The organism is Streptomyces sp. NPDC002788 (assembly GCF_053592115.1).
Genome location: NZ_JBSFVB010000011.1, coordinates 38,784 through 63,906, shown reverse-complemented (window position 1 = coordinate 63,906; position 25,123 = coordinate 38,784). Strand labels below are relative to the sequence as shown.

Annotated in this window: 24 protein-coding genes; 14 read left to right on the top strand and 10 right to left on the bottom strand. The window is 71.0% G+C overall.

Translation table 11 applies throughout. The features are described from left to right. Positions 1-242 precede the first annotated feature (242 nt). From ACWD1U_RS21170 to ACWD1U_RS21130, 9 genes are all read left to right on the top strand, one after another. Positions 243-1,475 (top strand): M20 family metallopeptidase, encoded by a 1,233-nt coding sequence (locus tag ACWD1U_RS21170; protein WP_451109832.1) that lies wholly within the window; start codon positions 243-245, stop codon positions 1,473-1,475. Positions 1,476-2,102: 627 nt separating this feature from the next. Beyond that, positions 2,103-3,146 (top strand): BMP family lipoprotein, encoded by a 1,044-nt coding sequence (locus ACWD1U_RS21165; protein ID WP_451109515.1) that lies wholly within the window; start codon positions 2,103-2,105, stop codon positions 3,144-3,146. Between the two features lie 324 nt (positions 3,147-3,470). Next, positions 3,471-4,517: a BMP family lipoprotein gene (locus ACWD1U_RS21160; protein ID WP_451109513.1), complete on the top strand. Its 1,047-nt coding sequence runs from the start codon at positions 3,471-3,473 to the stop codon at positions 4,515-4,517. Positions 4,518-4,728: 211 nt separating this feature from the next. Continuing rightward, positions 4,729-6,300 (top strand): ABC transporter ATP-binding protein, encoded by a 1,572-nt coding sequence (locus ACWD1U_RS21155; RefSeq protein ID WP_451109512.1) that lies wholly within the window; start codon positions 4,729-4,731, stop codon positions 6,298-6,300. Continuing rightward, positions 6,300-7,418, top strand: a complete 1,119-nt coding sequence (locus ACWD1U_RS21150; RefSeq protein ID WP_451109511.1) for an ABC transporter permease — start codon at positions 6,300-6,302, stop codon at positions 7,416-7,418. The genes ACWD1U_RS21155 and ACWD1U_RS21150 overlap by 1 nt, the downstream gene beginning before the upstream one ends. Continuing rightward, positions 7,415-8,680, top strand: coding sequence for an ABC transporter permease (locus ACWD1U_RS21145; protein ID WP_451109509.1), 1,266 nt, complete (start codon positions 7,415-7,417; stop codon positions 8,678-8,680). The genes ACWD1U_RS21150 and ACWD1U_RS21145 overlap by 4 nt, the downstream gene beginning before the upstream one ends. Next, positions 8,677-9,081 carry a cytidine deaminase gene (locus ACWD1U_RS21140; RefSeq protein WP_451109507.1) on the top strand — a complete coding sequence of 135 codons (405 nt, stop codon included), beginning with the start codon at positions 8,677-8,679 and terminating at the stop codon, positions 9,079-9,081. The genes ACWD1U_RS21145 and ACWD1U_RS21140 overlap by 4 nt, the downstream gene beginning before the upstream one ends. Before the next feature lie 85 nt (positions 9,082-9,166). Next, positions 9,167-10,450, top strand: coding sequence for a thymidine phosphorylase (locus tag ACWD1U_RS21135; protein ID WP_451109505.1), 1,284 nt, complete (start codon positions 9,167-9,169; stop codon positions 10,448-10,450). A gap of 251 nt (positions 10,451-10,701) precedes the next feature. Further along, positions 10,702-11,088, top strand: a complete 387-nt coding sequence (locus tag ACWD1U_RS21130; RefSeq protein ID WP_451109831.1) for an STAS domain-containing protein — start codon at positions 10,702-10,704, stop codon at positions 11,086-11,088. Here ACWD1U_RS21130 and ACWD1U_RS21125 read toward each other — a convergent pair. The 3 genes from ACWD1U_RS21125 to ACWD1U_RS21115 all read right to left on the bottom strand — a co-directional run bounded on the left by ACWD1U_RS21125 (position 10,972) and on the right by ACWD1U_RS21115 (position 14,631). Beyond that, positions 10,972-11,988, bottom strand: coding sequence for a sigma-70 family RNA polymerase sigma factor (locus tag ACWD1U_RS21125; RefSeq protein WP_451109503.1), 1,017 nt, complete (start codon positions 11,986-11,988; stop codon positions 10,972-10,974). The genes ACWD1U_RS21130 and ACWD1U_RS21125 overlap by 117 nt on opposite strands. 121 nt (positions 11,989-12,109) lie before the next feature. Then, positions 12,110-13,258 (bottom strand): DNA polymerase III subunit beta, encoded by a 1,149-nt coding sequence (gene dnaN / locus ACWD1U_RS21120; protein ID WP_451109501.1) that lies wholly within the window; start codon positions 13,256-13,258, stop codon positions 12,110-12,112. Positions 13,259-13,359: 101 nt separating this feature from the next. After that, entirely contained in the window at positions 13,360-14,631 is a 1,272-nt protein-coding gene (locus ACWD1U_RS21115) for an MFS transporter (RefSeq protein ID WP_451109500.1), read from the bottom strand. A 63-nt stretch (positions 14,632-14,694) separates the two neighbouring features. Here ACWD1U_RS21115 and ACWD1U_RS21110 point away from each other — a divergent pair, with 63 nt between their 5' ends. Further along, complete coding sequence (locus tag ACWD1U_RS21110) at positions 14,695-15,657, top strand: LysR family transcriptional regulator (protein WP_451109498.1); 963 nt, start codon at positions 14,695-14,697, stop codon at positions 15,655-15,657. Between the two features lie 293 nt (positions 15,658-15,950). Next, complete coding sequence (locus tag ACWD1U_RS21105) at positions 15,951-16,523, top strand: dihydrofolate reductase family protein (protein WP_451109497.1); 573 nt, start codon at positions 15,951-15,953, stop codon at positions 16,521-16,523. Between the two features lie 41 nt (positions 16,524-16,564). Here ACWD1U_RS21105 and ACWD1U_RS21100 read toward each other — a convergent pair whose 3' ends face one another. Then, entirely contained in the window at positions 16,565-17,323 is a 759-nt protein-coding gene (locus tag ACWD1U_RS21100; protein ID WP_451109495.1) for a prolyl oligopeptidase family serine peptidase, read from the bottom strand. Positions 17,324-17,443: 120 nt separating this feature from the next. Here ACWD1U_RS21100 and ACWD1U_RS21095 point away from each other — a divergent pair, with 120 nt between their 5' ends. Beyond that, a complete protein-coding gene (locus tag ACWD1U_RS21095; RefSeq protein WP_451109493.1) occupies positions 17,444-18,601 on the top strand; it encodes an adenosine deaminase in 1,158 nt (385 codons plus the stop codon). A gap of 138 nt (positions 18,602-18,739) precedes the next feature. Next, positions 18,740-19,078 carry an ATP-binding protein gene (locus tag ACWD1U_RS21090; protein ID WP_451109492.1) on the top strand — a complete coding sequence of 113 codons (339 nt, stop codon included), beginning with the start codon at positions 18,740-18,742 and terminating at the stop codon, positions 19,076-19,078. An 83-nt stretch (positions 19,079-19,161) separates the two neighbouring features. Here the strand turns inward: ACWD1U_RS21090 and ACWD1U_RS21085 are convergent, their stop codons facing one another. The 5 genes from ACWD1U_RS21085 to afsQ1 all read right to left on the bottom strand — a co-directional run bounded on the left by ACWD1U_RS21085 (position 19,162) and on the right by afsQ1 (position 23,124). Further along, the gene (locus tag ACWD1U_RS21085) at positions 19,162-19,374 is read right to left on the bottom strand and encodes a PspC domain-containing protein (protein WP_451109490.1); all 213 of its coding nucleotides are present in this window, start codon (positions 19,372-19,374) and stop codon (positions 19,162-19,164) included. 63 nt (positions 19,375-19,437) lie between these two features. After that, a complete protein-coding gene (locus tag ACWD1U_RS21080) occupies positions 19,438-20,022 on the bottom strand; it encodes a VanZ family protein (protein WP_451109488.1) in 585 nt (194 codons plus the stop codon). A gap of 95 nt (positions 20,023-20,117) precedes the next feature. Further along, on the bottom strand, positions 20,118-20,750 hold the full coding sequence (locus tag ACWD1U_RS21075) for a hypothetical protein (protein WP_451109829.1): 633 nt from the start codon (positions 20,748-20,750) through the stop codon (positions 20,118-20,120). 95 nt (positions 20,751-20,845) lie between these two features. Next, complete coding sequence (locus ACWD1U_RS21070; RefSeq protein ID WP_451109827.1) at positions 20,846-22,549, bottom strand: ATP-binding protein; 1,704 nt, start codon at positions 22,547-22,549, stop codon at positions 20,846-20,848. After that, positions 22,447-23,124: a two-component system response regulator AfsQ1 gene (gene afsQ1, locus ACWD1U_RS21065; RefSeq protein ID WP_158101933.1), complete on the bottom strand. Its 678-nt coding sequence runs from the start codon at positions 23,122-23,124 to the stop codon at positions 22,447-22,449. The genes ACWD1U_RS21070 and afsQ1 overlap by 103 nt, the downstream gene beginning before the upstream one ends. Before the next feature lie 238 nt (positions 23,125-23,362). Between afsQ1 and ACWD1U_RS21060 the strand changes: the two genes are divergently transcribed. After that, positions 23,363-24,136, top strand: coding sequence for a SigE family RNA polymerase sigma factor (locus ACWD1U_RS21060; protein WP_451109487.1), 774 nt, complete (start codon positions 23,363-23,365; stop codon positions 24,134-24,136). A gap of 168 nt (positions 24,137-24,304) precedes the next feature. Here ACWD1U_RS21060 and ACWD1U_RS21055 read toward each other — a convergent pair whose 3' ends face one another. Continuing rightward, entirely contained in the window at positions 24,305-25,009 is a 705-nt protein-coding gene (locus ACWD1U_RS21055) for a uridine kinase family protein (RefSeq protein WP_451109485.1), read from the bottom strand. Between the last annotated feature and the right edge of the window lie 114 nt (positions 25,010-25,123).

Below are 25,123 nucleotides of genomic sequence, written 5' to 3'. Positions count from 1 at the left end.
GCAAGGCGTGGTATCCGTGAAGAGGACGGATGGATACCGGAGGCGTGACACTGGTGTGATTGGAGTCACACTCCGTGAGACGAGGTGGCCGTCCCGGCCCAAAAGGCGTGGCAGCTTACCCGTCTCAGTTGATAGCTATGCGTCCGGCGGTCATATTTTCTTCCCCTAACGGGTTGAAGTTTTGTTGATCGAGGGTCAGCCGACCGCCCTGGCGCCCTACCCTTCAGAGGGTGAAGCAACTGATGTCACTGGAGTCCGAGGCCGATCTTCCCGGGGGAGCCGCGCTTCCCGGCGTGCTGCCCGACGCTCTGCGCGCCGAGCTCATCGCGTTCCGACGCGACCTGCACATGCACCCGGAGCTGGGCAACCAGGAGTTCCGCACGACGGCCGCGATCAAGGAGCGGCTCGAGCGGGCCGGCCTGAAGCCGCGTGTCCTCACCGTCGGGACCGGACTCGTCTGTGACATCGGTCTGGAGGCGGAGCAGTGGGAGGGCGGCCCCAGCATGCTCGCCATGCGGGCCGACATCGACGGCCTGCCCATCCCGGACACCAAGACGGAGTGCCCGTACCGTTCGACCGTGCCCGACCGTGCGCACGCCTGCGGCCACGACGTGCACACCACCGTCGTCCTCGGCGCCGGTCTCGTCCTCGCGGAACTGCACAGGCAGGGCCTGCTGCCCCGCCCGGTCCGGCTGATCTTCCAGCCCGCCGAGGAGGTGCTGCCCGGGGGTGCCGCCGATGCCATCAAGGGCGGGGCCCTGGAAGGGGTCGGCGCGATCATCGCCGTGCACTGCGACCCCCGGGTGGACGCGGGCAGGATCGGGCTCCGGGAGGGTCCCATCACGTCCGCCTGCGACCGGCTGGAGATCGGCCTCGAGGGCCCGGGCGGCCACACCGCACGTCCCCATCTGACGACCGACCTGGTCACCGCCGCCGCCCGCGTCGTCACCGACGTGCCCGCCCTGGTCGGCCGGCGCTTCGACAGCCGCAGCGGGCTCGCCATCACCTGGGGCCGCATCGAGTCGGGGCACGCGCCGAACGTGATCCCGCAGCACGCCGAGCTCTCCGGCACCGTCCGGTGCCTCGACATCGAGGCGTGGCGGCAGGCCCCCGACATCGTGGTCGGCGCGATCGACGAGATCGCCAATCTGCACCGGGCCAAGTCGGAGATCAACTACGTGCGCGGCGTCCCGCCCGTCGTCAACGAGCCCGGCGTCACCGAACTGCTGCGCGACGCCATGATCGCCCGGCGCGGAGTCGAGTCCGTCGAGGGCACCCAGCAGAGCCTCGGCGGCGAGGACTTCTCCTGGTACCTGGAGCACGTCCCCGGCGCGATGGCCCGTCTGGGCGTCCGCACGCCCGGCGAACGCCACGTCCGCGACCTCCATCAGGGCGACTTCGACGTCGACGAGTCGGCCATCACGGTCGGCGTGGAGCTCTTCACGGCCGCGGCCCTGGTCGACGGCCTGCGCTGACGCCGGCCGACCGCATCCCCGCTGAAGGTCCGGGTGGGCCGGCCCCCGTTCGGCTCGAAGAGCCGGCGCGGCGGCTGACCCGAAGGGCGTGAAAGCGCTTCGGGCCCCGGTGCCGGCCGTCACACGCCACACGCGCCGGGGCGGCGGGGCCTGCGGCATGCCGGGCGGCTGCCTCCGGGGCCACCCCCCTTGTCGCACTGCCCCCACGATCCGACGGCCGGGCCCGGCGCGGCCGCCAGGCTTGCCCACCCGGCCCCGAAGGCCGTGTCCGGCCCCGCTTCCAGGCCGCCCGTCGGTCCCGGAGGCCGCGTCCGACGCGCCCCCCACGAGGCCCGTCCGCCGCGGGCCGGCCTCCGCTCACGCCCGGTCTCATCTCCCGAGCGCCCCCTCCGGTTGCGCCCGGCCCGCCCCAGGGGCAGCCTGGTGCGCGTGACGAGCAGGCACGCGCCGTGTGCCCGAGTACACCTTTCGACCCCGTTCGATCCCGTGGTTCACAAGGGCGTAACCGGCCATCGGCACGAATGGATAACGGCCCCGCGGCGAACCGTTCCCAGGAGTGTCTACGCGCGTTAATGTGCGCCGAACCGAGCACCCGCTGCGGGGCTTTGGAGAATGGGGAACTTCAAGATGCGTCGGATTTCCAAACTGACCCGCGTCGCGGTGGGGGTCGCGTCGCTCGGGCTCGTCGCCACGGCGTGTGGCGGCACCAGCGGTGACAGCGGCGGCAGCGACAGCAGCGACCGCGGAGTCGCCATCGCGTACGACGTCGGCGGCAAGGGCGACCAGTCCTTCAACGACGCCGCCTTCGCCGGTCTGACGAAGGCCAAGGACGAGTACGGCTACAAGACGGCCGACATCGAGCCCACCGAGGGCGAGACGGACGCCGACAAGGAGCAGCGTCTGGAGTCGCTGGCCAAGCAGGGCTACAACCCGGTCATCGGCGTCGGTTTCGTCTACGGCCCGGCGATGAAGGCCGCGGCCGCCAAGTACCCGGACACCACCTTCGGCATCGTCGACTCCGTGGTCGAGGGCAAGAACGTCGCCTCCCTCGTCTTCGCCGAGGAGCAGGCCTCGTACCTCGCCGGTGTCGCCGCCGCCAAGGCCACGAAGTCCGATGTCGTCGGCTTCGTGGGCGGTGTGGACATCCCCCTGATCCACAAGTTCGAGGCCGGCTACAAGCAGGGTGTCGAGGACACCAAGCCCGGGGTGCAGGTCCTGTCGCAGTACCTCACCCAGACGGCCGAGGAGGGCGGTTTCTCCAGCCCCGACAAGGGCAAGGCCGCCGCTGAGGGCCAGATCGAGAAGAAGGCCGACGTGGTCTACGCGGCCGCCGGCCTGTCCGGCCAGGGCGTGATCGAGGCCGCAGCCAAGGCGAAGGTCTGGGCGATCGGCGTCGACTCCGACCAGTACAAGCAGGCGGCCCTCGCCCCGTACAAGAAGTACATCCTCACGTCCGCGCTCAAGGACGTCGGCGGCGCGGTCTACGCGCTGGCCAAGTCGGTCAAGGACGACAAGCCGCTGACCGGCACGCAGACCTTCGACCTCAAGGTCGACGGCGTCGGCCTCTCCGAGGCGAACCCCGAGTACGCCAAGGTCCCGGGCCTCAAGGAGGCCGTGGACAAGGCCAAGCAGGGTATCGACGACGGCTCCATCAAGGTGAAGACCGAGTAGAGCCGCGGTCGCAGGGCGACGGAGCGGGCGGACACCCCAGGTGTCCGCCCGCTCCGCGCTTCCCGGGGACCGGATCACCCAGCGCCACTCCCCGGTTCTGCACGCACCGGGCCCGGTGCCGGTGATGGCTTGGCCACGGGCGCATAACAAGGTGGACAGAAGGGGTTTTCAGGCAGGTCTACGCGCGTTAATCTGCGGCGAAGCCAGCGCCGAAGCTGAACGTCACGGCGTTGAGCGACCCCGGGGCAGTACGACACGCATCGAACGACGCGTGAACGCACTCGCGCTGCCGCGGCCCCGCCAGTACGACAGGAGCACCCACACATGCGCCGGATTTCCCGGATCACGGTCGCAGGCGCAGCGACCGCCTCCCTGGCCCTCGCCCTCTCCGCCTGCGGCAGCACCTCGACCTCCGGGTCGTCCGACTCGAAGGGTGACAAGGGCCTCGCCATCGCGTACGACGTCGGCGGCAAGGGCGACCAGTCCTTCAACGACGCGGCGTACGCGGGCCTGGAGCAGGCGAAGAAGGAGTTCGGGTACCAGACGGCTGACCTGGAGCCCACCGAGGGCGAGACGGACGCCGACAAGGAGCAGCGCCTCGCCTCGCTGGCGAAGCAGGGCTACAACCCGGTCATCGGCGTCGGCTACGCGTACGCCTCGGCCGTGAAGGGTGCCGCGGAGAAGTTCCCGAACACCACCTTCGGCATCGTCGACGACGCCACGATCAACACCAAGAACGTCGCCGACCTGGTCTTCAACGAGGAGCAGGCCTCCTACCTGGCCGGTGTCGCCGCCGCCAGGAGCACCAAGTCGAAGGTCGTCGGCTTCGTCGGCGGTGTGGACATTCCGCTGATCCACAAGTTCCAGGCGGGCTTCGAGCAGGGCGTCAAGGACACCGACCCGAAGGTCAAGGTCCTCTCCCAGTACCTCACCCAGACGGCCGAGGAGGGCGGTTTCTCCAGCCCCGACAAGGGCAAGACGGCCGCTGAGGGCCAGATCGAGAAGAAGGCCGACGTGGTCTACGCGGCCGCCGGCCTGTCCGGTCAGGGCGTGATCGAGGCCGCGGCCACCAAGAAGGTGTGGGCCATCGGTGTCGACTCCGACCAGTACAAGCAGGAAGCCCTCGCGAAGTACAAGGACCACATCCTCACCTCGGCGATGAAGGACGTCGCCAAGGCGGTGTACAACCTGGCGAAGTCGGTCGAGGGCGGCAAGCCCGAGACCGGTATCGTTCGTGGCGATCTGAAGACCGGCGAGGTCGGCCTGTCGAACTCCAACCCGAAGTTCGCGGATGACGCCGAGCTCCAGGCAGCCATCAAGACGGCCAAGGAGAAGATCATCAGCGGCGAGATCAAGGTCAAGAGCAGCTGACGAGCGACTGCCTCGAAGCAGGCGGTAACCCCCAGGGGTTGCCTCCGCTTGACGGGGTACGGGGAGCCGCTCCTCGTACCCCGTTGTCGCGGGGCGCCGGCCCCTTTGCATGCCGTAGGGGCGCTACGCGCGTAGACGACCCCCGTCCCCAGGAGAGTGCGCCATCAACGCGTCCAGCAGCCCTCCGGCCGGAGCGGCGGTCAACGAATCGGTGACCGCCGTCGAACTCGCCGGGATCACCAAGCGTTTCCCCGGTGTCGTGGCCAACCACGACATCCACCTCAGCGTCCGCAAGGGCACCGTGCACGCCCTCGTCGGTGAGAACGGTGCCGGCAAGTCGACGCTGATGAAAATCCTCTACGGCATGCAGAAGCCGGACGAGGGCACCATCGCCGTCGACGGGGAAAAGGTCAGCTTCTCCTCTCCGGCCGACGCCATCGCCCGCGGCATCGGCATGGTCCACCAGCACTTCATGCTCGCCGACAACCTCACGGTCCTCGAGAACGTCGTCCTCGGCAGCGAGAAGCTCTACGGCATCGGCGCCAAGGCCCGCCGCAAGATCAAGGAGCTCTCCGACCGCTATGGCCTCGGCGTCAGGCCCGACCTCCTCGTCGAGGAGCTCGGCGTCGCCGCCCGCCAGCGCGTGGAGATCCTCAAGGTCCTCTACCGCGGCGCCACCACCCTCATCCTGGACGAGCCGACCGCCGTGCTCGTGCCGCAGGAGGTCGACGCCCTCTTCGCCAACCTGCGCGAACTGAAGTCCGAGGGCCTCTCGGTCATCTTCATCTCGCACAAGCTCGGCGAGGTCCTCTCCGTCGCCGACGAGATCACGGTCATCCGCCGCGGCACCACCGTCGGCACGGCCGTCCCCGCCGAGACCACCCCGCGCCAGCTCGCGGAGATGATGGTCGGCAGCGAACTGCCCACGCCCGAGACGGCCGAGTCCACGGTCACCGACCGTCCGGTCATCAGCGTCGACAAGCTGCGCCTGGCGGCCCCCGGCGGCAGGGCCCTCCTCGACGACATCAGCTTCACCATCCACGCGGGCGAGGTCCTCGGCATCGCCGGCGTGGAGGGCAACGGCCAGACCGAGCTGGTCGACGCCCTCATCGGCCTGAGGTCCCCCGACACCGGCACCATCCGGCTCGCCGACGAGGAGATCACCGCCTGGCCCACGCGCAGGCGCCGCGAGCAGGGCATCGGCTACATCCCCGAGGACCGGCACCGCCACGGCCTTCTCCTGGAGGCACCCCTCTGGGAGAACCGCATCCTCGGCCACGTCACGGAGAAGCCCCTCGCCAAGGGCGTCTGGCTGGACCCGAAGGCGGCGCAGGAGGACACGCGCCGCATCGTCGAGGCGTACGACGTGCGCACCCCCGGCATCGACGTCACCGCCGCCTCCCTGTCCGGCGGCAACCAGCAGAAGCTGATCGTCGGCCGGGAGATGAGCCACAAGCCGCGCTTCCTCATCGCCGCCCACCCGACCCGCGGTGTGGACGTCGGCGCCCAGGCCGCCATCTGGGACCACATCCGCGAGGCCCGCCGCGAGGGTCTGGCCGTGCTGTTGATCTCGGCCGACCTGGACGAGCTGATCGGCCTGTCCGACACGCTGCGCGTGATCTACAACGGCAAGCTGGTCGCGGACGCCGACCCGGCCGCCATCACCCCCGAGGAGCTCGGCTCGGCCATGACCGGTGCCGTCACCGGGCACCTCGAGCACGACGAGACACCCGAGACCTCGAAGGCAGACGCCCCCGAGTCTCCGGAAGACGAGGCCCGCTGATGAAGAAGTTCGACAAGGAGCGCGTGCTCCTCGCGGTGGCCGGGCCGGTCATCGCGCTCGCCGTGGCCTTCGTCCTGAGCGCGATCGTGCTGATCGCGTCAGCGAAGAACCCCGTCGAGCCGTTCGCCCTGATGTTTGAGCAGATCGGCTTCTCCGACATCCAGGTCCTGATCATCAACCAGGCCTCGATGTACTACATCGCGGCCCTCGCGGTGGCCATCGGCTTCCGGATGAACCTGTTCAACATCGGCGTCGACGGCCAGTACCAGCTCGGCGCCATGATGGCCGCCGTCGTCGGCGCCCACATGAATCTGCCCGCCGCCCTGCAGATCCCGCTGCTGCTCCTGACGGCCGTCCTCACCGGCGCCTTCTGGTCCGGCATCGCCGGTGTCCTCAAGGTCACCCGCGGCGTCAGCGAGGTCGTCGCCACGATCATGCTCAACGCGATCGCCACCTCCGTGATCGCCTACCTGTGGCTGCCGAACGTCTTCGGCGTGAAGGTCGGCAACAACAACACCACCGGCGAGATGCACGAGTCCGGCTGGATCCCCGGCATCCCCATGGGCGCGGCCGGCGAGATCTACGGCCTGGTGCTGCTCGCCGTCCTGCTCGGCATCGGCTACTGGGTCGTCCTCAACCGCACCCGCTTCGGCTTCGACCTGCGCGCCTCCGGCGCGTCGCAGACCGCCGCCGCGGCCAGCGGCGTTGACCCCAAGCGCATGGTGCTCAGCGCCATGCTGATCTCCGGCGGCATCGCGGGCCTCGCCGGCCTGCCGATCCTTCTCGGCGACACCCACACCTACAGCCTGAACTTCCCCACCGGCATCGGCTTCCTCGGTATCGGCATCGCCCTGCTCGGCCGCAACAGCCCCGTCGGCATCGCCTTCGCCGCCCTGCTGTGGGCCTGGCTCGACAAGGCCTCGCCCGAGCTGGACTTCCACGGTTACGACAAGGAGATCGCGGTCATCATGCAGGGCCTGATCGTGCTCTCGGTCGTCGTCTCCTACGAGGCCGTCCGCGAATGGGGTCTGCGCCGCCAGCAGCGCCGCGTCGGCGCAGAACTCGCCGCGGGCCACGTCCTCGGCGCCCAGAACTCGAAGGAGGTGGCTGGCCGATGACCACCGCGACCGACGTCAACCAGCCCACGCTGCAGCCCGCGGCGCCGACCGGCCGCCGCCTGTCGTGGCCCGTCCTGCTGCTGATCATCGCCGGGGGACTGGCGCTCACCTCGATCGTCCGCCTCATCACCGGCGCCGACGGCATCACCAACGTCAGCCAGATGTCCACCGCGCTCCAGCTCGCCGTGCCGATCGGCCTCGCCGGTCTCGGCGGTCTGTGGGCCGAGCGGGCGGGCGTGGTCAACATCGGCCTCGAGGGCATGATGATCCTCGGCACCTGGTTCGGCGCCTGGGCCGGTTTCCAGTGGGGCCCGTGGACCGGCGTCCTCGTCGGCATCCTCGGCGGCGCGATCGGCGGCCTGCTGCACGCCTTCGTCACCGTCACCTTCAACGTCAACCACATCGTCTCCGGTGTGGCCATCAACATCCTCGCCCTCGGCGCCACCCGCTACCTCGCGCCCCTCGCCTTCGAGGGCCACACGGGCGGCTCGGCCAAGCAGTCCCCGGCGGTGGACTCCCTCGGCAACTTCACGGTGCCGGGACTGTCCGACGCCCTCAGGGACCTCAACGACAAGGGCTGGTTCCTGATCTCGGACATCGCCGGCCTGCTCGGCGGGCTGGTCACCAACGTCTCCTGGCTGACCCTGATCGCCGTCGCGCTGATCCCCGCCACCTGGTGGATCCTGTGGCGCACCGCGTTCGGCCTGCGGCTGCGCTCCTGCGGTGAGAACCCGGTCGCCGCCGAGTCCCTCGGCGTCAACGTCTACAAGTACAAGTACATCGCCGTCGTCATCTCCGGCGGTCTGGCCGGCCTCGGCGGTGTCTTCCTGTCCATCGTCGCCAACCCCTTCTACCTGGAGGGGCAGGTCAGCGGCCGCGGCTTCATCGGCCTCGCGGCGATGATCTTCGGTAACTGGATGCCGGGCGGTCTCGCCCTCGGCGCAGGCCTGTTCGGCTACACCGACAGCCTCAACCTGCGCGGCGGCTCCGCCAACGTCCACGCCCTGCTGCTGCTCGGCGCGCTGCTGCTGGTCATCGGCGCCATCTGGCTGGTGGTCCGCAAGAAGTACGTCCCGGCCGTGATCACCCTGATCGCCGGCGCCCTGGTGTTCGCCTGGTACGCGTCCACCGACGAGGTCCCGAACCAGGTCGTCTCCGCCACGCCGTACGTCATCACCCTCGTCGTCCTCGCACTCTCCGCCCAGCGGCTGCGCATGCCGAAGGCGGACGGGTTGCCGTACCGGAAGGGGCAGGGCAAGTGACCGACACCGGCCCGGCCGTCGACTGGGAGAAGCTGCGCGCGGTGGCCCGGGACGCCATGTCCCGGGCGTACGCCCCGTACTCCGGCTACCCGGTGGGGGTGGCGGCCCTGGTCGACGACGGCCGGGTCATCTCCGGCTGCAACGTCGAGAACGCCTCGTACGGCCTCGGCCTGTGCGCCGAGTGCGGTCTGGTCTCCGAGCTGCACAACACCGGCGGCGGCCGGCTGACGCACTTCACCTGCGTCGACCGCGACAGCGTCACGCTCGTGCCGTGCGGCCGCTGCCGCCAGCTGCTCTACGAGTTCGGCGGCCCGGACCTCCTGCTGGACACCCCGGCGGGCATCCTGCCGCTGTCGGAGATGCTGCCCCAGGCCTTCGGCCCGGACCACCTCAGCAAGTAACCCCCGTGCGGCCCCCCTGAGTTGCTCACGCGACCGGCTCAGGGGGGCCGTACGGCTTCTGGAACCCTCGGAAGGAAGCCAAGCCATGGCCATGGACGCCATCTCCGTCATCCGCACCAAGCGGGACCGCGGCGAGCTCAGCGACGAGCAGATCGACTGGGTCATCGACGCGTACACCCGCGGGGAGGTGGCCGACGAGCAGATGTCCTCCCTCGCGATGGCCATCCTGCTCAACGGCATGAACCGCCGTGAGATCGCCCGCTGGACCGCCGCGATGATCGCCTCCGGCGAGCGCATGGACTTCTCGTCACTGTCCCGCCCGACGGCCGACAAGCACTCCACGGGCGGTGTCGGCGACAAGATCACCCTCCCGCTGGCCCCCCTGGTCGCCGCCTGCGGCGCGGCCGTCCCCCAGCTGTCGGGCCGCGGCCTCGGCCACACCGGCGGCACCCTGGACAAGCTGGAGTCGATCCCCGGCTGGCGGGCCCTGCTGTCGAACGAGGAGATGCTGTCCGTACTGGACGGCACCGGCGCGGTGATCTGCGCGGCGGGTGACGGCCTCGCCCCCGCCGACAAGAAGCTGTACGCGCTGCGGGACGTGACGGGGACGGTCGAGGCGATCCCGCTGATCGCCTCCTCGATCATGTCGAAGAAGATCGCCGAGGGTACGGGCTCGCTGGTCCTGGACGTGAAGGTGGGCACGGGCGCCTTTATGAAGACCCTGGAGGACGCCCGCGAACTCGCGTCCACGATGGTCGGCCTGGGCACCGACCACGGCGTGAAGACGGTCGCGCTCCTCACCGACATGGCCACGCCCCTCGGCCTCACGGCCGGCAACGCCCTGGAGGTCCGCGAGTCGGTGGAGGTCCTGGCGGGCGGCGGCCCCGCGGACGTGGTCGAGCTGACGATCGCCCTGGCCCGCGAGATGCTCGACGCCGCCGGGATCAAGGACGCCGACCCGGCGAAGGCCCTGGCCGATGGCTCGGCGATGGACGTCTGGCGCCGCATGATCGCGGCCCAGGGCGGCGACCCGGACGCGGAGCTGCCGGTGGCGCGCGAGCAGCACGTGATCAAGGCCCCGGCCTCGGGCGTCCTCACCCGTCTCGATGCCTACGACATCGGCGTCGCCGCCTGGCGCCTCGGCGCGGGACGCGCCCGCAAGGAGGACCCGGTCCAGGCGGGCGCGGGCGTCGAGATGCACGCCAAGCCGGGCGACACGGTGACGGAGGGCCAGCCGCTCCTCACCCTCCACACGGACACCCCGGAGCGGTTCGAGTACGCGCTCCAGGCGGTCGAGGGCTCCTACGACATCGCGGCGACGGGCACTCACTTCACGCCGTCGCCGGTGGTGCTGGAACGTATCGCCTGACCAGGCGGTTTCCCTTTCAGGTGAACGGGATCGGTGGACCACCGCCGGTCCCGTTCGGCATGCTGCCCACTCGATGGACGACGGCGATGACCGCGAACCAGCTCAGCACCCCCTGTACGGCGCCGTCCGACCGGTGAAGACGGAGTCGCACGAGGCGGAGGGGCAGATGTATGGCATGCAGCCGGCCCTCCGGGGAAGGCCGTCCCGAGGTCGATGTGATCTTCGCGGTGCCGACGGGACGGGCTACCGCGATGAGTTACGCCAGCCCGCCCGGTCTACCGATCGTGGACGCCATGACACCGCCCGTGCTCGTACTGCCCGGCCCCGTCACCCGGGACGAGGTGAGAGGGCTGAGCGACGACGTACGGGCACTGCTGCAGACCGGCCGTGCCCAGGTCGTGGTGTGCGACGTCGGAGGCGTCGGGCCGCCGGGCCTCGCCACCGTCGACCTGCTGGCGCGGCTCCAGCTGGCCGCCCGGCGGGCCGGAGGACGGATACGGCTGCGCGACCCGGACCCGGCCCTATGCGCCCTGCTCGACCTGGTCGGTCTCCGCTTCGAGGTGGAGGGGCAGGTCGAAGAGCGGGAACCAGCGCTGGGTGTCGAGGAAGCAGTGGAAACCGGTGATCCGGCCGTCTGAGATCTCCAGCACCTGCACCGCCCACGGAGTGAAGCCGCCCTTCTCCGGGTCCGGCTTGTACTGGGCGAACCCCGGCAGGCCGTTGACCTGAACCGGCACCAGACGGGAGCCCGCGCAGGGCGCGCCGAGGGTGGTCATGAAGCCGGTGATGTCCTGCACACCGGTCAGCCACAGGTCGAACGGCGGCATCGTCATGACCGCGTCCTCGTGCAGCAGAGCCGTCAGCGCCGACATGTCGTACCCCTCGAAAGCGGCGACGTAGCGGTTGAGCAGCTTCTGCTGGTCCTCGTCCAGCGGGTCGGAGAGGGCCGCGTCGGCGCCCGGCTCCGGCCGCTCGGCGAGGGTGGCGCGGGCCCGCTGGAGGGCGCTGTTGACCGACGCCACGGACGTGTCCAGCAGCTCGGCGACCTCGCTCGCCTTCCAGGCCAGCACCTCGCGCAGGATCAGCACGGCCCGCTGCTTCGCCGGGAGCCGCTGCAGGGCGGCCATGAAGGCGAGCCGCACGGACTCCTTGGCGACGGCCGCCTCCGCCGGGTCGTCGGTCGTGGGCAGCACACGGGCGTCCGGCATGGGCTCCAGCCAGGTGTTGTCCGGGCGGGGGGAGAGGGCCGCCTGGGCCAGGGGGGTGGACTCGGTCAGATCCATGGGCCTGGCGCGCTTGTTGCCCGCGGTCAGCATGTCCAGGCACACGTTGGTCGCGATGCGGTAGAGCCAGGAGCGCAGGCTGGAGCGGCCCTCGAACTTGTCGTAGCTGCGCCAGGCGCGGATCATCGTGTCCTGCACCGCGTCCTCGGCCTCGAACGAGGAGCCGAGCATCCGATAGCAGTACCCCGTCAGCTCGGTCCGGTGTGCCTCCAACCTGGTGTCCAGGTCTGTCGGTGTCGCCGTGCCGTTCGCCATCTCCACCCACCCCTGTGGAAGTCCTGTTCACGCGCCATCGCGCCCCAGCACTTCGGAAGCTACCGCAGCCCACTGACAACGGCCCCCCGAGCACACAAAGGCGCAGGTCGAGGCAGGGGCTTCACACCAGTTGCTTCACGGACATGAGCAGATGCCGGTGCTCCGCGGCCACCCCGCTCGCCCCCGCCGCCCCGTCGTCCGGCACGGCGTGCAGCAGCGCCCGCTGCCCCGCCCCCAGCAGCTCCAGCCGTACGCGCGGGCTCTCGAAGGTCGTCAGCGCGTCCAGCAGATAGGCCGGGTTGAACGCCACCGGCACCTCCTCGGCACCGGTCAGCGCCGCCGGCAGCCGCTGGGCCGCCACGTCGTCCCCGAAGCCGGCACGCAGCAGCACGGATCCCTCGGGCGAGAAGTCCAGCCGTACGGGACTGTTCGCCTCGGCCACCACCGCGACCCGCCGCACCGCCTCCGCGAGCCCCTCGCGGTCCACCTCGGCCACCGCCGCCCCGCCCATGTCGAACAGCGACTTGTACGTGGGCAGCCGCCCGTCCAGCAGCCGCAGCGCGGTCCGTGTCCGCCCACCCTCGAACCCGATCAGCCCACCGCGACCACCCTGCTCCCACCCGATGACCACGTCCCCGCAGCGCCCCAGCGACCGCGCGAGGTCCAGCAGCCGCCTCGCGGGCAGCAGGGCCTCCACGGCACCGTCGGACGCCGCCGTCCCCGGCTTCCACTCCAGCCGCCGCACCGCATACCGGTAGCGGTCCGAGGCGGCCAGCGTGATCTCCCCGTCCTCGAGGCGAAGTTGGATGCCCGTCAGCAGGGGCAGCGTGTCGTCGCGGCCGGCGGCGACCGCGACCTGGGCGACGGCGGCCGCGAACGCGGTGGCGTCCACCGTGCCGTAGGGCGCGGGCGGCACCGGCAGGGCCGGGTACTCGGCGAGCGGCAGGGTCGACAGCCCGAACCGCGTACCGTCCGCCTCCACCGCGAACCGCGAGCCCTCCAGCGCGCAGCTCACCGGCCCCTCCGGCAGCACCTTGCACACGTCCAGCAACCGCCGCCCCGGGACGAGCACCCGCCCGGGCACCGCGACCTCCGCCTCGGCCTCCACCCGTACCGCCGCCTCGAAGTCGAACCCCGTCACGGTGAGCCGCCCCGCGTCCGCCTCCAGCAGCAGCCCGCCCAGCACCGGCACCGGCGTCCGCGCGGGCAAGGCGCGCACGGCCTGGCCCACGGCCTCGGCGAGCGCCGTACGGTCGACTCGGAAGTCCATGAGAAATCCCCCTGCTCGGTCCGGTGGTCAGCGGATGCGGACGTTATCCGCACCCACTGACAACCGGCCCCCGACCAGGGGGAACAGTACGGCTGCGAGGCTCAGGCGGCCGTGGCGAGCCTGCGCTGCGTCCGCGCCGCCCGCGTCCCGAACACGGTGATCGTCACCACGCCCAGGACCGCCAGCAGCCCGACACCGACCGTCCCGGCCCAGCCGCCCGCGTGGAAGGCGATCGCGCCGGCCGTGCTGCCCGCGCTGGAACCGACGTAGTACGCCGACTGGTAGAGCGCCGAAGCCTGGGCGCGGCCGTGGGAGGCCGTCTTGCTGACCGCCGAGGAGGCCACCGCGTGGCCCGCGAAGAAGCCCGCCGTGATGAGGACCAGGCCCAGCAGGACCGACGGGAGCGAGTCCGCCAGGGACAGCAGCAGGCCCGCCGCCGTCGTACCGCCGCCCGCGTACAGCGCGCCCCGGCGGCCCAGCCGGCCCACCAGGCGTCCGGCCGTCGACGCCGACGCCGTACCGACGAGGTACACGAGGAAGATCGAGCCGATGACGCCCTGGGGCAGCGAGAACGGGGCCTCGGTCAGGCGGTAGCCGATGACCGTGTACACACCGCCGAACACCGTCATGAACAGCGCGCCGATCGCGTACAGCCGGCACAGCAGCGGGTTCGACAGGTGGCCGCGCACCGTCCGGGCCAGGACACGCGGCCGCAGGGAGCCGGCCTTGAAGTTCCTGGGGGCGGGGAGCAGCAGCCGGAAGGCCACGGCACACGCCACCGCGATCGCGCCGATGACACCGACGGCGACCCGCCAGCCCCACTCCTGCGCGACCCATCCGGTGATGACCCGGCCGCTCATCCCGCCGACGCTGTTGCCCGCGACGAACAGCCCGATCGCGGTGACCAGCGCCTTGGGGCTGACCTCCTCCGCGAGGTACGCGGTCGCCGACGCCGGCAGCCCGGCCAGCGCCGCGCCCTGCAGGGCCCGCAGCGCGATCAGCGCACCGAGCGAGGGGGCGAGGGGAACCAGCACGCCGACGGTCACCGCCACGGCCAGGGAGGCCGTCATGACCGTACGCCGTCCGAAGTGCTCCGACAGGGCGCTCATCGGCAGTACGAACAGCGCAAGCCCGCCCGTCGCGGCGGCCACCGTCCAGCTCGCGTCGCTCGCCGCCACCCCGAACTCGCCGGAGATCAGCGGGAGCAGCGCCTGGGTGGAGTACAGCAGCGCGAAGGTCGCGACGCCCGCGAGGAAGAGGGCGAAGCTCATCCGGCGGTAGCCGGGCCCGCCCGGGGACATACGGGAGTCGGCGGCAGGGACAGAGGCATCGGCGCCCACGACGGTGGACGCCCCGGTACTGGCGGGAGACATGCCTCGAAACTACGTACGCTCCCACTGATCCGTCCAATGCATGGAACCGCCATAATCGTTCCCATGGTGCATCAACCGAGCTCAGAGTCTCGCCTGTCGCCGTCCGGTGACACACAAGACATGGCGGAGATGTCGAAGGTGCTGGCCCCCCGCCTCGCGTACTTCGCCGGCGTGGCCCGCACCGAGCACGTCACCCGCGCCGCCCAGGAGATGAACGTCCCCCAGTCGACCCTCTCCCGGTCCATGGTCCGCCTGGAGCAGGACCTGGGCGTCGACCTGTTCGCCCGGCACGGCCGCACGGTCTCGCTCACTCCGGCCGGCCGCACGTTCCTCACCTCCGTCGAACGCGCCCTGGCCGAGATCGAGCGCGCCGCCGAGGAGGTGCGCGCCGACGCCGACCCCACCACCGGCAAGGTCGCCTTCGGCTTCCTGCACACCATGGGCGCCGAGACCGTCCCCGGCCTCCTGCACGCCTTCCGCGCCGACCACCCGCGCGTCCGCTTCAGCCTCGTCCAGAACTACGGCGAGGCCATGCTCGAACGCCTCCGTGCCGGCGAACTCGACCTGTGCCTGACGTCCCCGGTCCCCGACGCCCCCGACCTGGTGGCCCGCCGTCTGGACGAGCAGAAGCTCCGCCTGGTCGTCCCCGCCGACCACTCCCTCGCCGGCCGCCGCCGCGTCCGCCTCGCCGAGGCGGCCGACGAGACCTTCGTCACCCTGGAGCCCGGCTACGGCCTGCGCCGCATCACCGACGATCTCTGCAAGGAGGCCGGCTTCAAGCCCCGCATCGCCTTCGAGGGAGAGGAGGCGGAAACCCTGCGCGGCCTGGTGGCCGCGGGCCTGGGAGTAGCCCTCCTGCCGCCGCCCGCCGTTCCCCGCCCCGGAGTGGTGGAACTGACGGTGACGGCCCCGCGGGCGGTACGCGAGATCGGCGTGGCCTGGCTGGAGGGGCACCCGGACACACCCCCGGTGGCAGCCTTCAAGAAGTTCCTGCTCTCGAGGAGAGGCAGCTTGCTGCCCACCTAGGCGTCTTGGTTCGGATCACCGAGCCCGACTGCATCAAGATGCCGTGTCACCGGTTGTGGCGGGTCATGTACCGCTCCTCGCTGTCGCGCTGCTGGTAGGCCGCAGCCGGGCACGAGTGGGTCCCCTGGATGATCCGGATGGCCGAGGCCGCCGAGAAGGACGGGCGACACCGATGAGTTTCTCCGTGATCCGCAGTCAGAGACCATGGTTGGTGCGCCGCAGCCGTGAATACGGTCAAGCCTGCACCGACTGAATCTGCTGAGAACCGGACACAAGACACCGAGGAACCTTAGATGCGTACCCTGATCAGCACCGCTTTCATCTCGCTCGACGGCGTCGTGGAGGCCCCGGGCGGCGAGCCCGGTTACCGGAACTCCGGGTGGACCTTCAAGGACATCGAGTTCCTCCCCGAGGCATTCGAGATCAAGGGCCGGGAGCAGAAGGAAGCCACCGCGATGCTGATGGGCCGGACCAGCTACGAGGCGTTCAGCGCGGTGTGGCCCGACATGGAGGACTTCGCCGACTACAAGGTCATGCCGAAGTTCGTCGTCTCCACCACGCTCACCGAGGAGAACCTGGTGTCGAACTGGGGCGAGACGACGATCCTGCGCTCGCTCGACGACGTCGCCGCGCTGAAGGAGACCGAGGGCGGTCCGATCATCGTCCACGGCAGCGCCTCCCTGAACCAGGCCCTTTCGGACGCCGGCCTGATCGACCGTTACCACCTGCTCGTCTTCCCGCTCCTGCTCGGGGCGGGCAAGCGTCTCTTCAGCGCCACGGACAAGGACACCCAGAAGCTGAAGCTCGTCGAGCACGAGGCCTACGCCAACGGTCTGCAGAAGAACGTCTTCGACGTCGTCCGCTGACAAGGCACCGCCCTCGCCCTGCCGCAAGCGCCCCCGCGGCGCTACCGCCTCGACGGACCGAACCCCGCAGCCAGCGGCATCCGCAACCCCAACGGCGGCGGCGCGGCAAGGGCATCCCGCACGGGCCGGGACACGTCCTTCTGGAACAAGGCCCCCATCACGAAGTCCTCGGTCAGCGCGAGCACTTCGTCCCGGTACTGACGCAACCCGTGTCCGTCCGCGTGCACTTCGAACCGGCACACATTCCGGTTCGCCTTCTTCATCCGCGCCGCCAGCCGGAACGACAACTCGGGGTCCGTCCGCCCGTCGTTCGTGCCGTGCACGACCAACACCTGGCGCCCCACCAGTTGCTTCACCGGTTCGGGTGGCGCCGCCACATCCTCCTCCGGCAGCCACGGAGCAAGCGCGACCACGGAGTTGACGGCCTCGTGCCCGCCTGCCCGCAGCCCGGCCCGCCCGCCCATGCCGAGCCCCACGAGACACACGGGGACGTCCCCGTACCGCCGTACGACCTCGTCCGCCGCCCACGTCGCGTCCTGCGCGAGGCCGGCCTCACTGCCGTTCCACCCGCGGCAGCGGTAGTGCACCACGTGCGCGGCGAGACCCTCCTCGCGCCCGGCGCGGGCCAGCCGGCGCCCCAGGGCGCGTACGGAGGCGGTCGCCAGCATGGACGACCGTCTGCGGCTGGAGACCTCGTCCCCGTCGGGCAGCAACAGCACCGCGCCGCTCACCGCCGTCGGCTCCGGCCCGAGTGCCCTGCCCAGCCGGGCCCTACGAGCCGGCGTCGCTTGGTGTGCCATGACAGAACAGTGTCAGAAGGGTAGGTGTACTCAACCCGTCCTCGGGGTCACCGTTACGTATCGACGGAAACGTAAAGCACCGAGCGCGCCATCTACGCGCGTAGGAGTTAGAGTGCGGAAATGACGAGCCAGACCATCGCGAACACCCCCACACCGGACCAGATCCGCCGGGCGCCCAAGGTCCTGCTGCACGATCACCTCGACGGGGGCCTGCGCCCCGCCACGATCGTCGAACTCGCCCGCGAGACCGGATACACCCAGCTGCCCGAAACCGACCCGGAGAAGCTCGGCGTCTGGTTCCGCGAGGCCGCCGACTCCGGTTCCCTGGAACGGTACCTGGAGACGTTCTCCCACACGGTCGGCGTCATGCAGACCCGCGACGCCCTGGTCCGGGTGGCCGCCGAGTGCGCCGAGGACCTCGCCGAGGACGGTGTCGTCTACGCCGAGGTGCGCTACGCCCCCGAGCAGCACCTGGAGGGCGGGCTGAGCCTCGAAGAGGTCGTCGAGGCCGTCAACGAGGGCTTCCGGGAAGGGGAGCGGCGCGCCCGGGAGGCGGGGCTGCGCATCCGCGTCGGCGCCCTGCTCACCGCCATGCGGCACGCGGCCCGTGCCCTGGAGATCGCCGAACTCGCCAACCGCCACCGCGACCTGGGAGTGGTGGGGTTCGACATCGCCGGGGCCGAGGCCGGCTACCCGCCCACCCGGCATCTGGACGCCTTCGAGTACCTCAAGCGCGAGAACAACCACTTCACCATCCACGCCGGCGAGGCCTTCGGGCTGCCCTCCATCTGGCAGGCCCTCCAGTGGTGCGGCGCCGACCGGCTCGGGCACGGGGTGCGGATCATCGACGACATCCAGGTCCACGAGGACGGCAGCGTCGAACTCGGGCGGCTCGCGTCGTACGTCCGGGACAAGCGGATCCCGCTGGAGCTGTGCCCGAGCTCCAACCTCCAGACCGGGGCCGCGTCCTCGTACGCCGAGCACCCCATCGGGCTGCTGCGCCGGCTGCATTTCCGTGCCACGGTCAACACGGACAACCGCCTCATGTCCCACACCAGCATGAGCCGGGAATTCGAGCATCTTGTCGAGGCATTCGGTTACACGCTCGACGACATGCAGTGGTTCTCCGTCAATGCGATGAAATCATCGTTCATTCCTTTCGATGAACGGCTGGCCATGATCAATGACGTGATCAAGCCCGGTTACGCCGAGCTGAAATCCGAATGGCTGTTCCGGCAGACCGCCTCCACCAGCGCTTCTTCGCCTTCTGGGAGCTGATCCGCGGTTATCGGCGCGCAACGGATGCGGGCGGCGTTCACCATCCGCCCGCATTTCGACGTTTGCGGCCGGTGGCGCCGGGTGTTTACGGTCGCTGAACCGCTCACACCCCGTCATCCCATTTCAAGGACGCATTTCATGAAGCAGTCTGCTGCCAAGTCTCTCGGTGTCGCCGCTCTCGGTGCCGCCTTCGCCGCCGCCGGTGCGGGCGCCGCCAACGCCGCCCCGGCCCTCCCGGACACCACCCAGACGCTGGAGACCGTCACCGCGGCGCTCCCGGCGGAGCAGCTCTCCCAGACGCTGCCGGGCTCGGGCGAGGCACTGGGCCAGGGGCAGACGGCGGCCGGTACCGGCCTCGCCGCCGCCCAGCCGGCTGCCGGGCAGCTGCTCGCCGAGGGGCCGACCGGCCCGGCCGCCAGCCTGCTGGGCGGGCTCCCGGTGCACGGCCTGCCGGTGAACGGCGTTCCGGTCGGCTGACCCCTCCCGAGGCGGACACCACACGCCGATGGGGCGCACCCCTGGACACAGGGTGCGCCCCATCGGCGTTCACATACGCGGCGTTACCAGGCCGTCTGCGCCTTGCTCTGCGCCTTGCTCTCCGAGGGCAGCAGGATCCACAGCGCGATGTAGAGCAGGAACTGCGGGCCCGGCAGCAGGCACGAGACGAGGAAGATCACCCGCATCGTCGTCGCGGACGTGCCGAAGCGCCGTGCCAGTGCGGCGCACACTCCGCCGATCATGCGGTCTTGGGTGGGGCGGGCGAGGCGGGACATGTGCGTCTCCTTCAGCGTCGGGGTGTGAGGCCTCTCGTCCGAGTACCCCATCTGCACTCCACACTACGGAGACGAAGGGGGCAAAGCGTCGCTCCACGGGGCGATCCCGACCCTGGGAATCGTCGGGGTCCGACCCCGAGCCGGCTCCTCCGCGGGGAGGGGCGTGAGGGACGGGCCGCCGACGGTGCGGCGGCGCAGCCAGGAGCGGCCGGCCGGAACCAGCACGAGATGCGCGAGGGCCACTCCCGCGGTGTTCAGGAACAGCGAGTCGACATCGACGACCTGACCGGGAACGCCGGTCTGCAGCAGCTCGACGCCCATCGACAGCAGCACGCCCGCCGCGACGGTGCGCAGCAGCGACGCCAGCGGCGAGACGACCAGCCTGCCGCCCGCTACCGGCAGCAGCACGCCCAGCGGGGCGAACAGAGCCAGCTTCTCGCCGATGTGCCGGGCCGCCTCGGGCCAGCCCAGCGCCAGATCGGCCCGGATGCCGGCGAGCGGCCGCAGATTGGGGGGCATCACCCAGGGCACGTCCAGCGGCCGCAGCGTGAGCCAGGCGACGAACGCGAGGTGTGCGACGAGGAGGACACCTCCCGTCACACGGATGCGGTACGCGGCGCTGCCGCCGATGGAGCCTTGACGCTGCACGACCCCCTAGACGCGGCCTTCGGCAGGATCGGTTCCGGAAGGGGCCCCGGTACGCCCGTGAGGCATGCGCCACAGCCCGGCGGAGCCCGGCCGTGCTACTCCCCGTCCGCGTTCTTGGACGGCGGTTCCTTGCTGCCCGGCCGGGCCCGCACCTCGTCCGTGCACTCGTAGCGGCGCGGGGAGCCGGCGCCGGGGCCGCCGAGGACCACGGAGCCGTCGCCCTGGGCGGCCGCCGAGTCGGAGAAGGTGCAGACGATCTGCGCGAGGGCGTACGAGGTGAGGCTGTCCGGCGCCGTGCTCAGCCGCAGTGTGTCCTCCGGGTCGCCGGGCCGGGGCCCGCCCACGGCGATGCCCTCGCGGACGTCCGTGCTGTAGCCGGCCTCCTTCTCGGCGGGCGACGGCGGCGTGGCGAGCTGGTCCAGCAGACCCTGCGCCACCAGCAGGCGCCGCTCGGAGTCGGCCGCGCCGTCCGGGACCCGTACGGTCCGGTCGACGGTCACCAGGGAGGACCCGCACAGCAGGAACACCTGAACCGGCAGCCCATGGGCGGCCTGCGTCGACACGTCCGGCTCGCTGAGTGAACACTGCACCCGCGAGGGCGCGGGCCCGAAGTTCGTCGGCACCTCGGTGGCCCGGATCCCGCAGCCGGCGAGCAGCAGGGCGAGTGCCGCGAGGGCGACCGTACGGGACACGGCCCTCGGACGCTTCCGCCGGCCGCTCGGCGCCATGCCTGCCGGCGAGGTCGCGGGGGCTTCGGCGCGGGGCGCGGGGCCGTCGCGGCGGAGGCGTGTGCCGGCCGCGGCCCGTGGGCGTCGTAGGTGCATCAGGCGTCCCCCTTGGAGTCCTCGCCCTTGGTACGGTCGGCGTCGTCCCCGGGCTGCTGCTCGCCCTCGGCCGGCTGTTCCCCCGCCTCGGACGTGTCGCGCGGGAGCCGCAGCGTGAACACCGCGCCCGAATCGGGAGAGTTGGCCGCGGTGATCTCGCCACCGTGGATGTGGGCGTTCTCCAGGGCGATGGACAGGCCCAGGCCGCTGCCCTCCGAGCGCGGCCGGGACGCGCTGGCCTTGTAGAAGCGGTCGAAGACGTGCGGCAGGACCTCCTCGGGGATGCCCGGCCCGTGGTCCTGCACCTGGATGACGAGCGAGTCGGCCTCCTCGCGGACGGAGACCCGCACCGGGGAGCCGCCGTGCTTGAGCGCGTTGCCGATGAGGTTGGCCAGGATGACGTCCAGGCGGCGGGGGTCCAGGCGGGCGTGGATGCCGCGCTCGGCGTCCAGCTCGACCGCGTCCAGCCAGGCGCGGGCGTCGATGCACGCGGTGATCTGGTCGGCGATGTCGACGTCGTCCAGGACGAGCCGGGCGGTGCCCGCGTCGAAGCGGGTGACCTCCATCAGGTTCTCGACCAGGTCGTTCAGCCGCCGCGTCTCGCTGACCACCAGCCGGACGGCCGGCTCGATCATCGGGTCCATGCTGCCGGTCTCCGCCTCCAGCTCCTCCTCCAGCACCTCCGTCACGGCGGTGATGGCGGTGAGCGGCGTCCGCAGCTCATGGCTCATGTCCGCCACGAACCGCCGGGAGGCCTCGTCCCGCGCGGCCATGTCGGCGACCCGTTTCTCCAGCGCCTCGGCCGCGTTGTTGAACGTCCGCGACAGGTCGGCGAGTTCGTCGGTCCCGGACACTCGCAGCCGGGTGTCCAGCCTGCCCTCGCCGAGCCGCCGCGCGGCCGCCCCGAGCCGCTGTACCGGCTTCAGCACGGTCGTCGCCGCGGCCTGCGCGAGCAGGGCCGAGCCGATCAGCGCGAGCCCGGTGGAGATCCCCAGCGACCAGGCCAGCGAGTTGAGGTCCTTGGCCTCCGGCTCCAGCGACTTGAGCATGTACCCGGTCGGGCCGCCGCCGATCACGCGGGTCCCGGCCACCAGGTACGGGGTGTCGTGATCGACGACCCGTTGCCAGTACAGGTGGTACGGGTGCTTGTTGGCCCCGTCGATCTTCTGCGTCTTGTTCACCGCCGTGCGCAGCGAGACCGGCACGTCCCGCAGCGAGAAGCCGCTCAGCCCGCCGGAGCTGCCGTAGACGGTCCGGCCGTCGGGGTTCTCGGCGACCAGCAGCACGCTGAAGCGCTGGTCGCTGCCCGCCATCTGGCCCGCGGTGTACTGCAGTTCGTCCTGCGTCGGACGCTCGGGCAGCGCGCCCGCCCGGTTCTGCATCTCCTGCTCGAAGTCGCGCAGCACGGCGTCCTGGGTGCGGGTCAGCACGGCCTCGCGGTTGAGCCAGTACGCGATGCCGGACGCGGACACGGCCGCCGTCAGGGCCACCAGGCCGAAGACGACGACCAGCCTCAGCCGCAGGCTGGTGAAGCGCAGCCGCGACAGAACTCCCTTGCGGGCCGCGGTCCAGGCGCGGTCCCCCCCTTGGTGCGGCTGTCTCACTGAGGCGGATCCAGCCGGTAGCCGACACCCCGGACGGTACGGATCAGCGTCGGGGACGACGGCACGTCCTCGACCTTGGCGCGCAGCCGCTGGACACAGGCGTCCACCAGCCGCGAGTCGCCGAGGTAGTCGTGCTCCCACACCAGCCGCAGCAACTGCTGCCGGGACAGCGCCTGCCCCGGCCGCCGGCTCAGCTCCAGCAGCAGCCGCAGCTCGGTCGGCGTCAGCTGGAGGTCCTCGCCGTTCTTCGTCACGGTCATCGCCGAGCGGTCGATGACGAGGCTGCCGAACGTCGCCGCGTCGTTGGACTCCCGCTCGCCGCGCCGCAGCACCGCCCGGATCCGGGCGTCGAGCACCCGCCCCTGCACCGGTTTCACCACGTAGTCGTCGGCTCCGGACTCCAGCCCGACGACCACGTCGATGTCATCGTTGCGCGCGGTCAGCAGGATGATCGGCAACTGGTCCGTGCGCCGGATGCGCCGGCACACCTCGAACCCGTCGATGCCGGGCAGCATCACGTCCAGCACGATCAGATCCGGCCGCTGCTCGCGCAGGAGCTTCAGACCGTCCTCACCGCTGGCAGCGGTCGCCACGCGGTGACCCTGGCGCGTCAGAGAGAGCTCCAGGGCCGTCCGGATGGCGTCGTCGTCCTCGATCAGCAACAGGGAAGGCACGGGCTCATTCTGGCCCATGGAGGGGTCGGGGTACGACCGGTAGGGGCGGAGACGATGGCGCCGGTACCGCCGACGCCTGTGAACGAGCCGTGCTCGTCCTGTGGCCGACCCCTGTGACAGGTCTGTGACAGTCGGCGGACACGGCCATGAAAGTGCCGCGGCAAGCTTCTCGGCACAGGCGAGGAAGCCCGCCCGAGCGGCGGGCCGCACATCGGAAGTCCACGACGGGGGGCGCGAGATGAACACGCTGCACGGCATCAGCACCAGCGCGGTTGTCACGCGTCTGCACGACGTGCACCGGGGTTCCGAGAAGTCCGGTGCTGTGAGCGGGCGGGGGTGCGCTCGCGGCACCGGGCGTCAGCACACCGCGTTCATGACGGTGGTCGACGCACCCACGGGGGAGATCCACAAGGGGTCCGCGGCGCCGGCCGCCGCGGGCTCCGTCGGGGGAGCCGCGCACAGGGAGGACTCGGGGGAGCGCCGCTCGCTGACGGAGGCGGAGTTCACCGCCTACGTCCGGGAGCGCCGCGCCTCCCTGTACGCCACCGCCTACCACCTCACCGGCGACCGCTTCGAGGCCGAGGACCTGCTGCAGAGCGCGCTGTTCTCCACCTACCGGGCGTGGGACCGGATCAGTGACAAGGCGGCCGTCGGCGGATACCTCCGCCGCACCATGACCAACCTGCACATCAGCGCCTGGCGGCGCCGCAAGCTCAACGAGTACCCGACCGAGGAACTGCCGGAGACGCCCGGCGACACGGACGCGATGCGCGGCACCGAGCTGCGCGCGGTCCTGTGGCAGGCGCTGGCCCGGCTGCCCGAGCTCCAGCGCACCATGCTGGTCCTGCGCTACTACGAGGGCCGCACGGACCCGGAGATCGCGGAGATCCTCGACATCAGTGTCGGCACGGTGAAGTCCAGCATCTGGCGGTCGCTCCGCCGGCTGCGCGAGGACGAGGTCCTCAGCTTCGGCCGTGACGAGGAGGACGCCTTCGGCGAGCTCGTCGCCTGAAGGTCCGGGGGGGAGCACCACAAAGGGGGCCCACGGGGGAACTGCGGAGACGCTGGGGGGCGTCTCCTCGGGAGTGGGAGACACGGGGGAGGACCACGGGGGAGGCACAGAAGCGGGACTGGAGGGCCGGGGGGTCCGTCCAGTCCCGCTTCGTGTGTGCCTCGCTGACTAGGCCGCAGTCCCCAGAGTCGTGCACCCGCCGGCCGCCGCGGCCGCCAGCCGGCCCAGCGCCTCGTCACGGTCGCAGGCGTGAGCGCCGAGCGCCGTCTGGCGGGCGACGATGGATCGCTCCTGCCGCATCAGGCGCCAGCCGCGACGCAGCAGGAACGGCACCGACTTGCGGCCCTCCTTCAGATCCCGCAGGAAGCGGCGGCGGAACGTCTTCACCGCGCCGCGGCTCAGGCACACCGCGTCGGCGAGGACACCGAGGTCCCGGCAGCGCGTGACGATCTCCGCGGCGAAGACGCCCTCCGCGATGAACAGCGGGGCCGGCCCGATCTCCACCGTCTCCGCGCCGGTACGGGCGCTCAGCGCGATGTCGTAGACGGGAACGTCCGTACGGCCCGTGCGGCACAGCTCGGTGATCGCGGCGACGGCCGTGTCGGCGTCCCAGGAGTCCGGATGGTCCCAGTCGATGTCGGAACTCCCCGCCACCAGGGGCAGAGTCGGGTCGTCGCCCTCCTTGTAGAAGTCGTCGAGCCGCAGCACCGGAAGGCCGGAGCGGGCCGCGAGGAGGGACTTGCCGGAGCCGGAGGGGCCGCAGAGCAGCACGACTCGCGTCGGTATGGGCACAGGGGAACTCACGGGACACCAGTGTGAGGCATCCACCGGGGACCGTACGACCCCTCGGGTCGCCTTTGATGCGCGCGTCACACCTCAACCACCCTTTGTGCCGGATCAATGACCCAGTGCTTCGGAAGGGCGCGGCAGCGATGGCCCGGCACGACTCTCCCGGGAAGCCGACCGCCCGGCGCGCCCTGGGCGTCC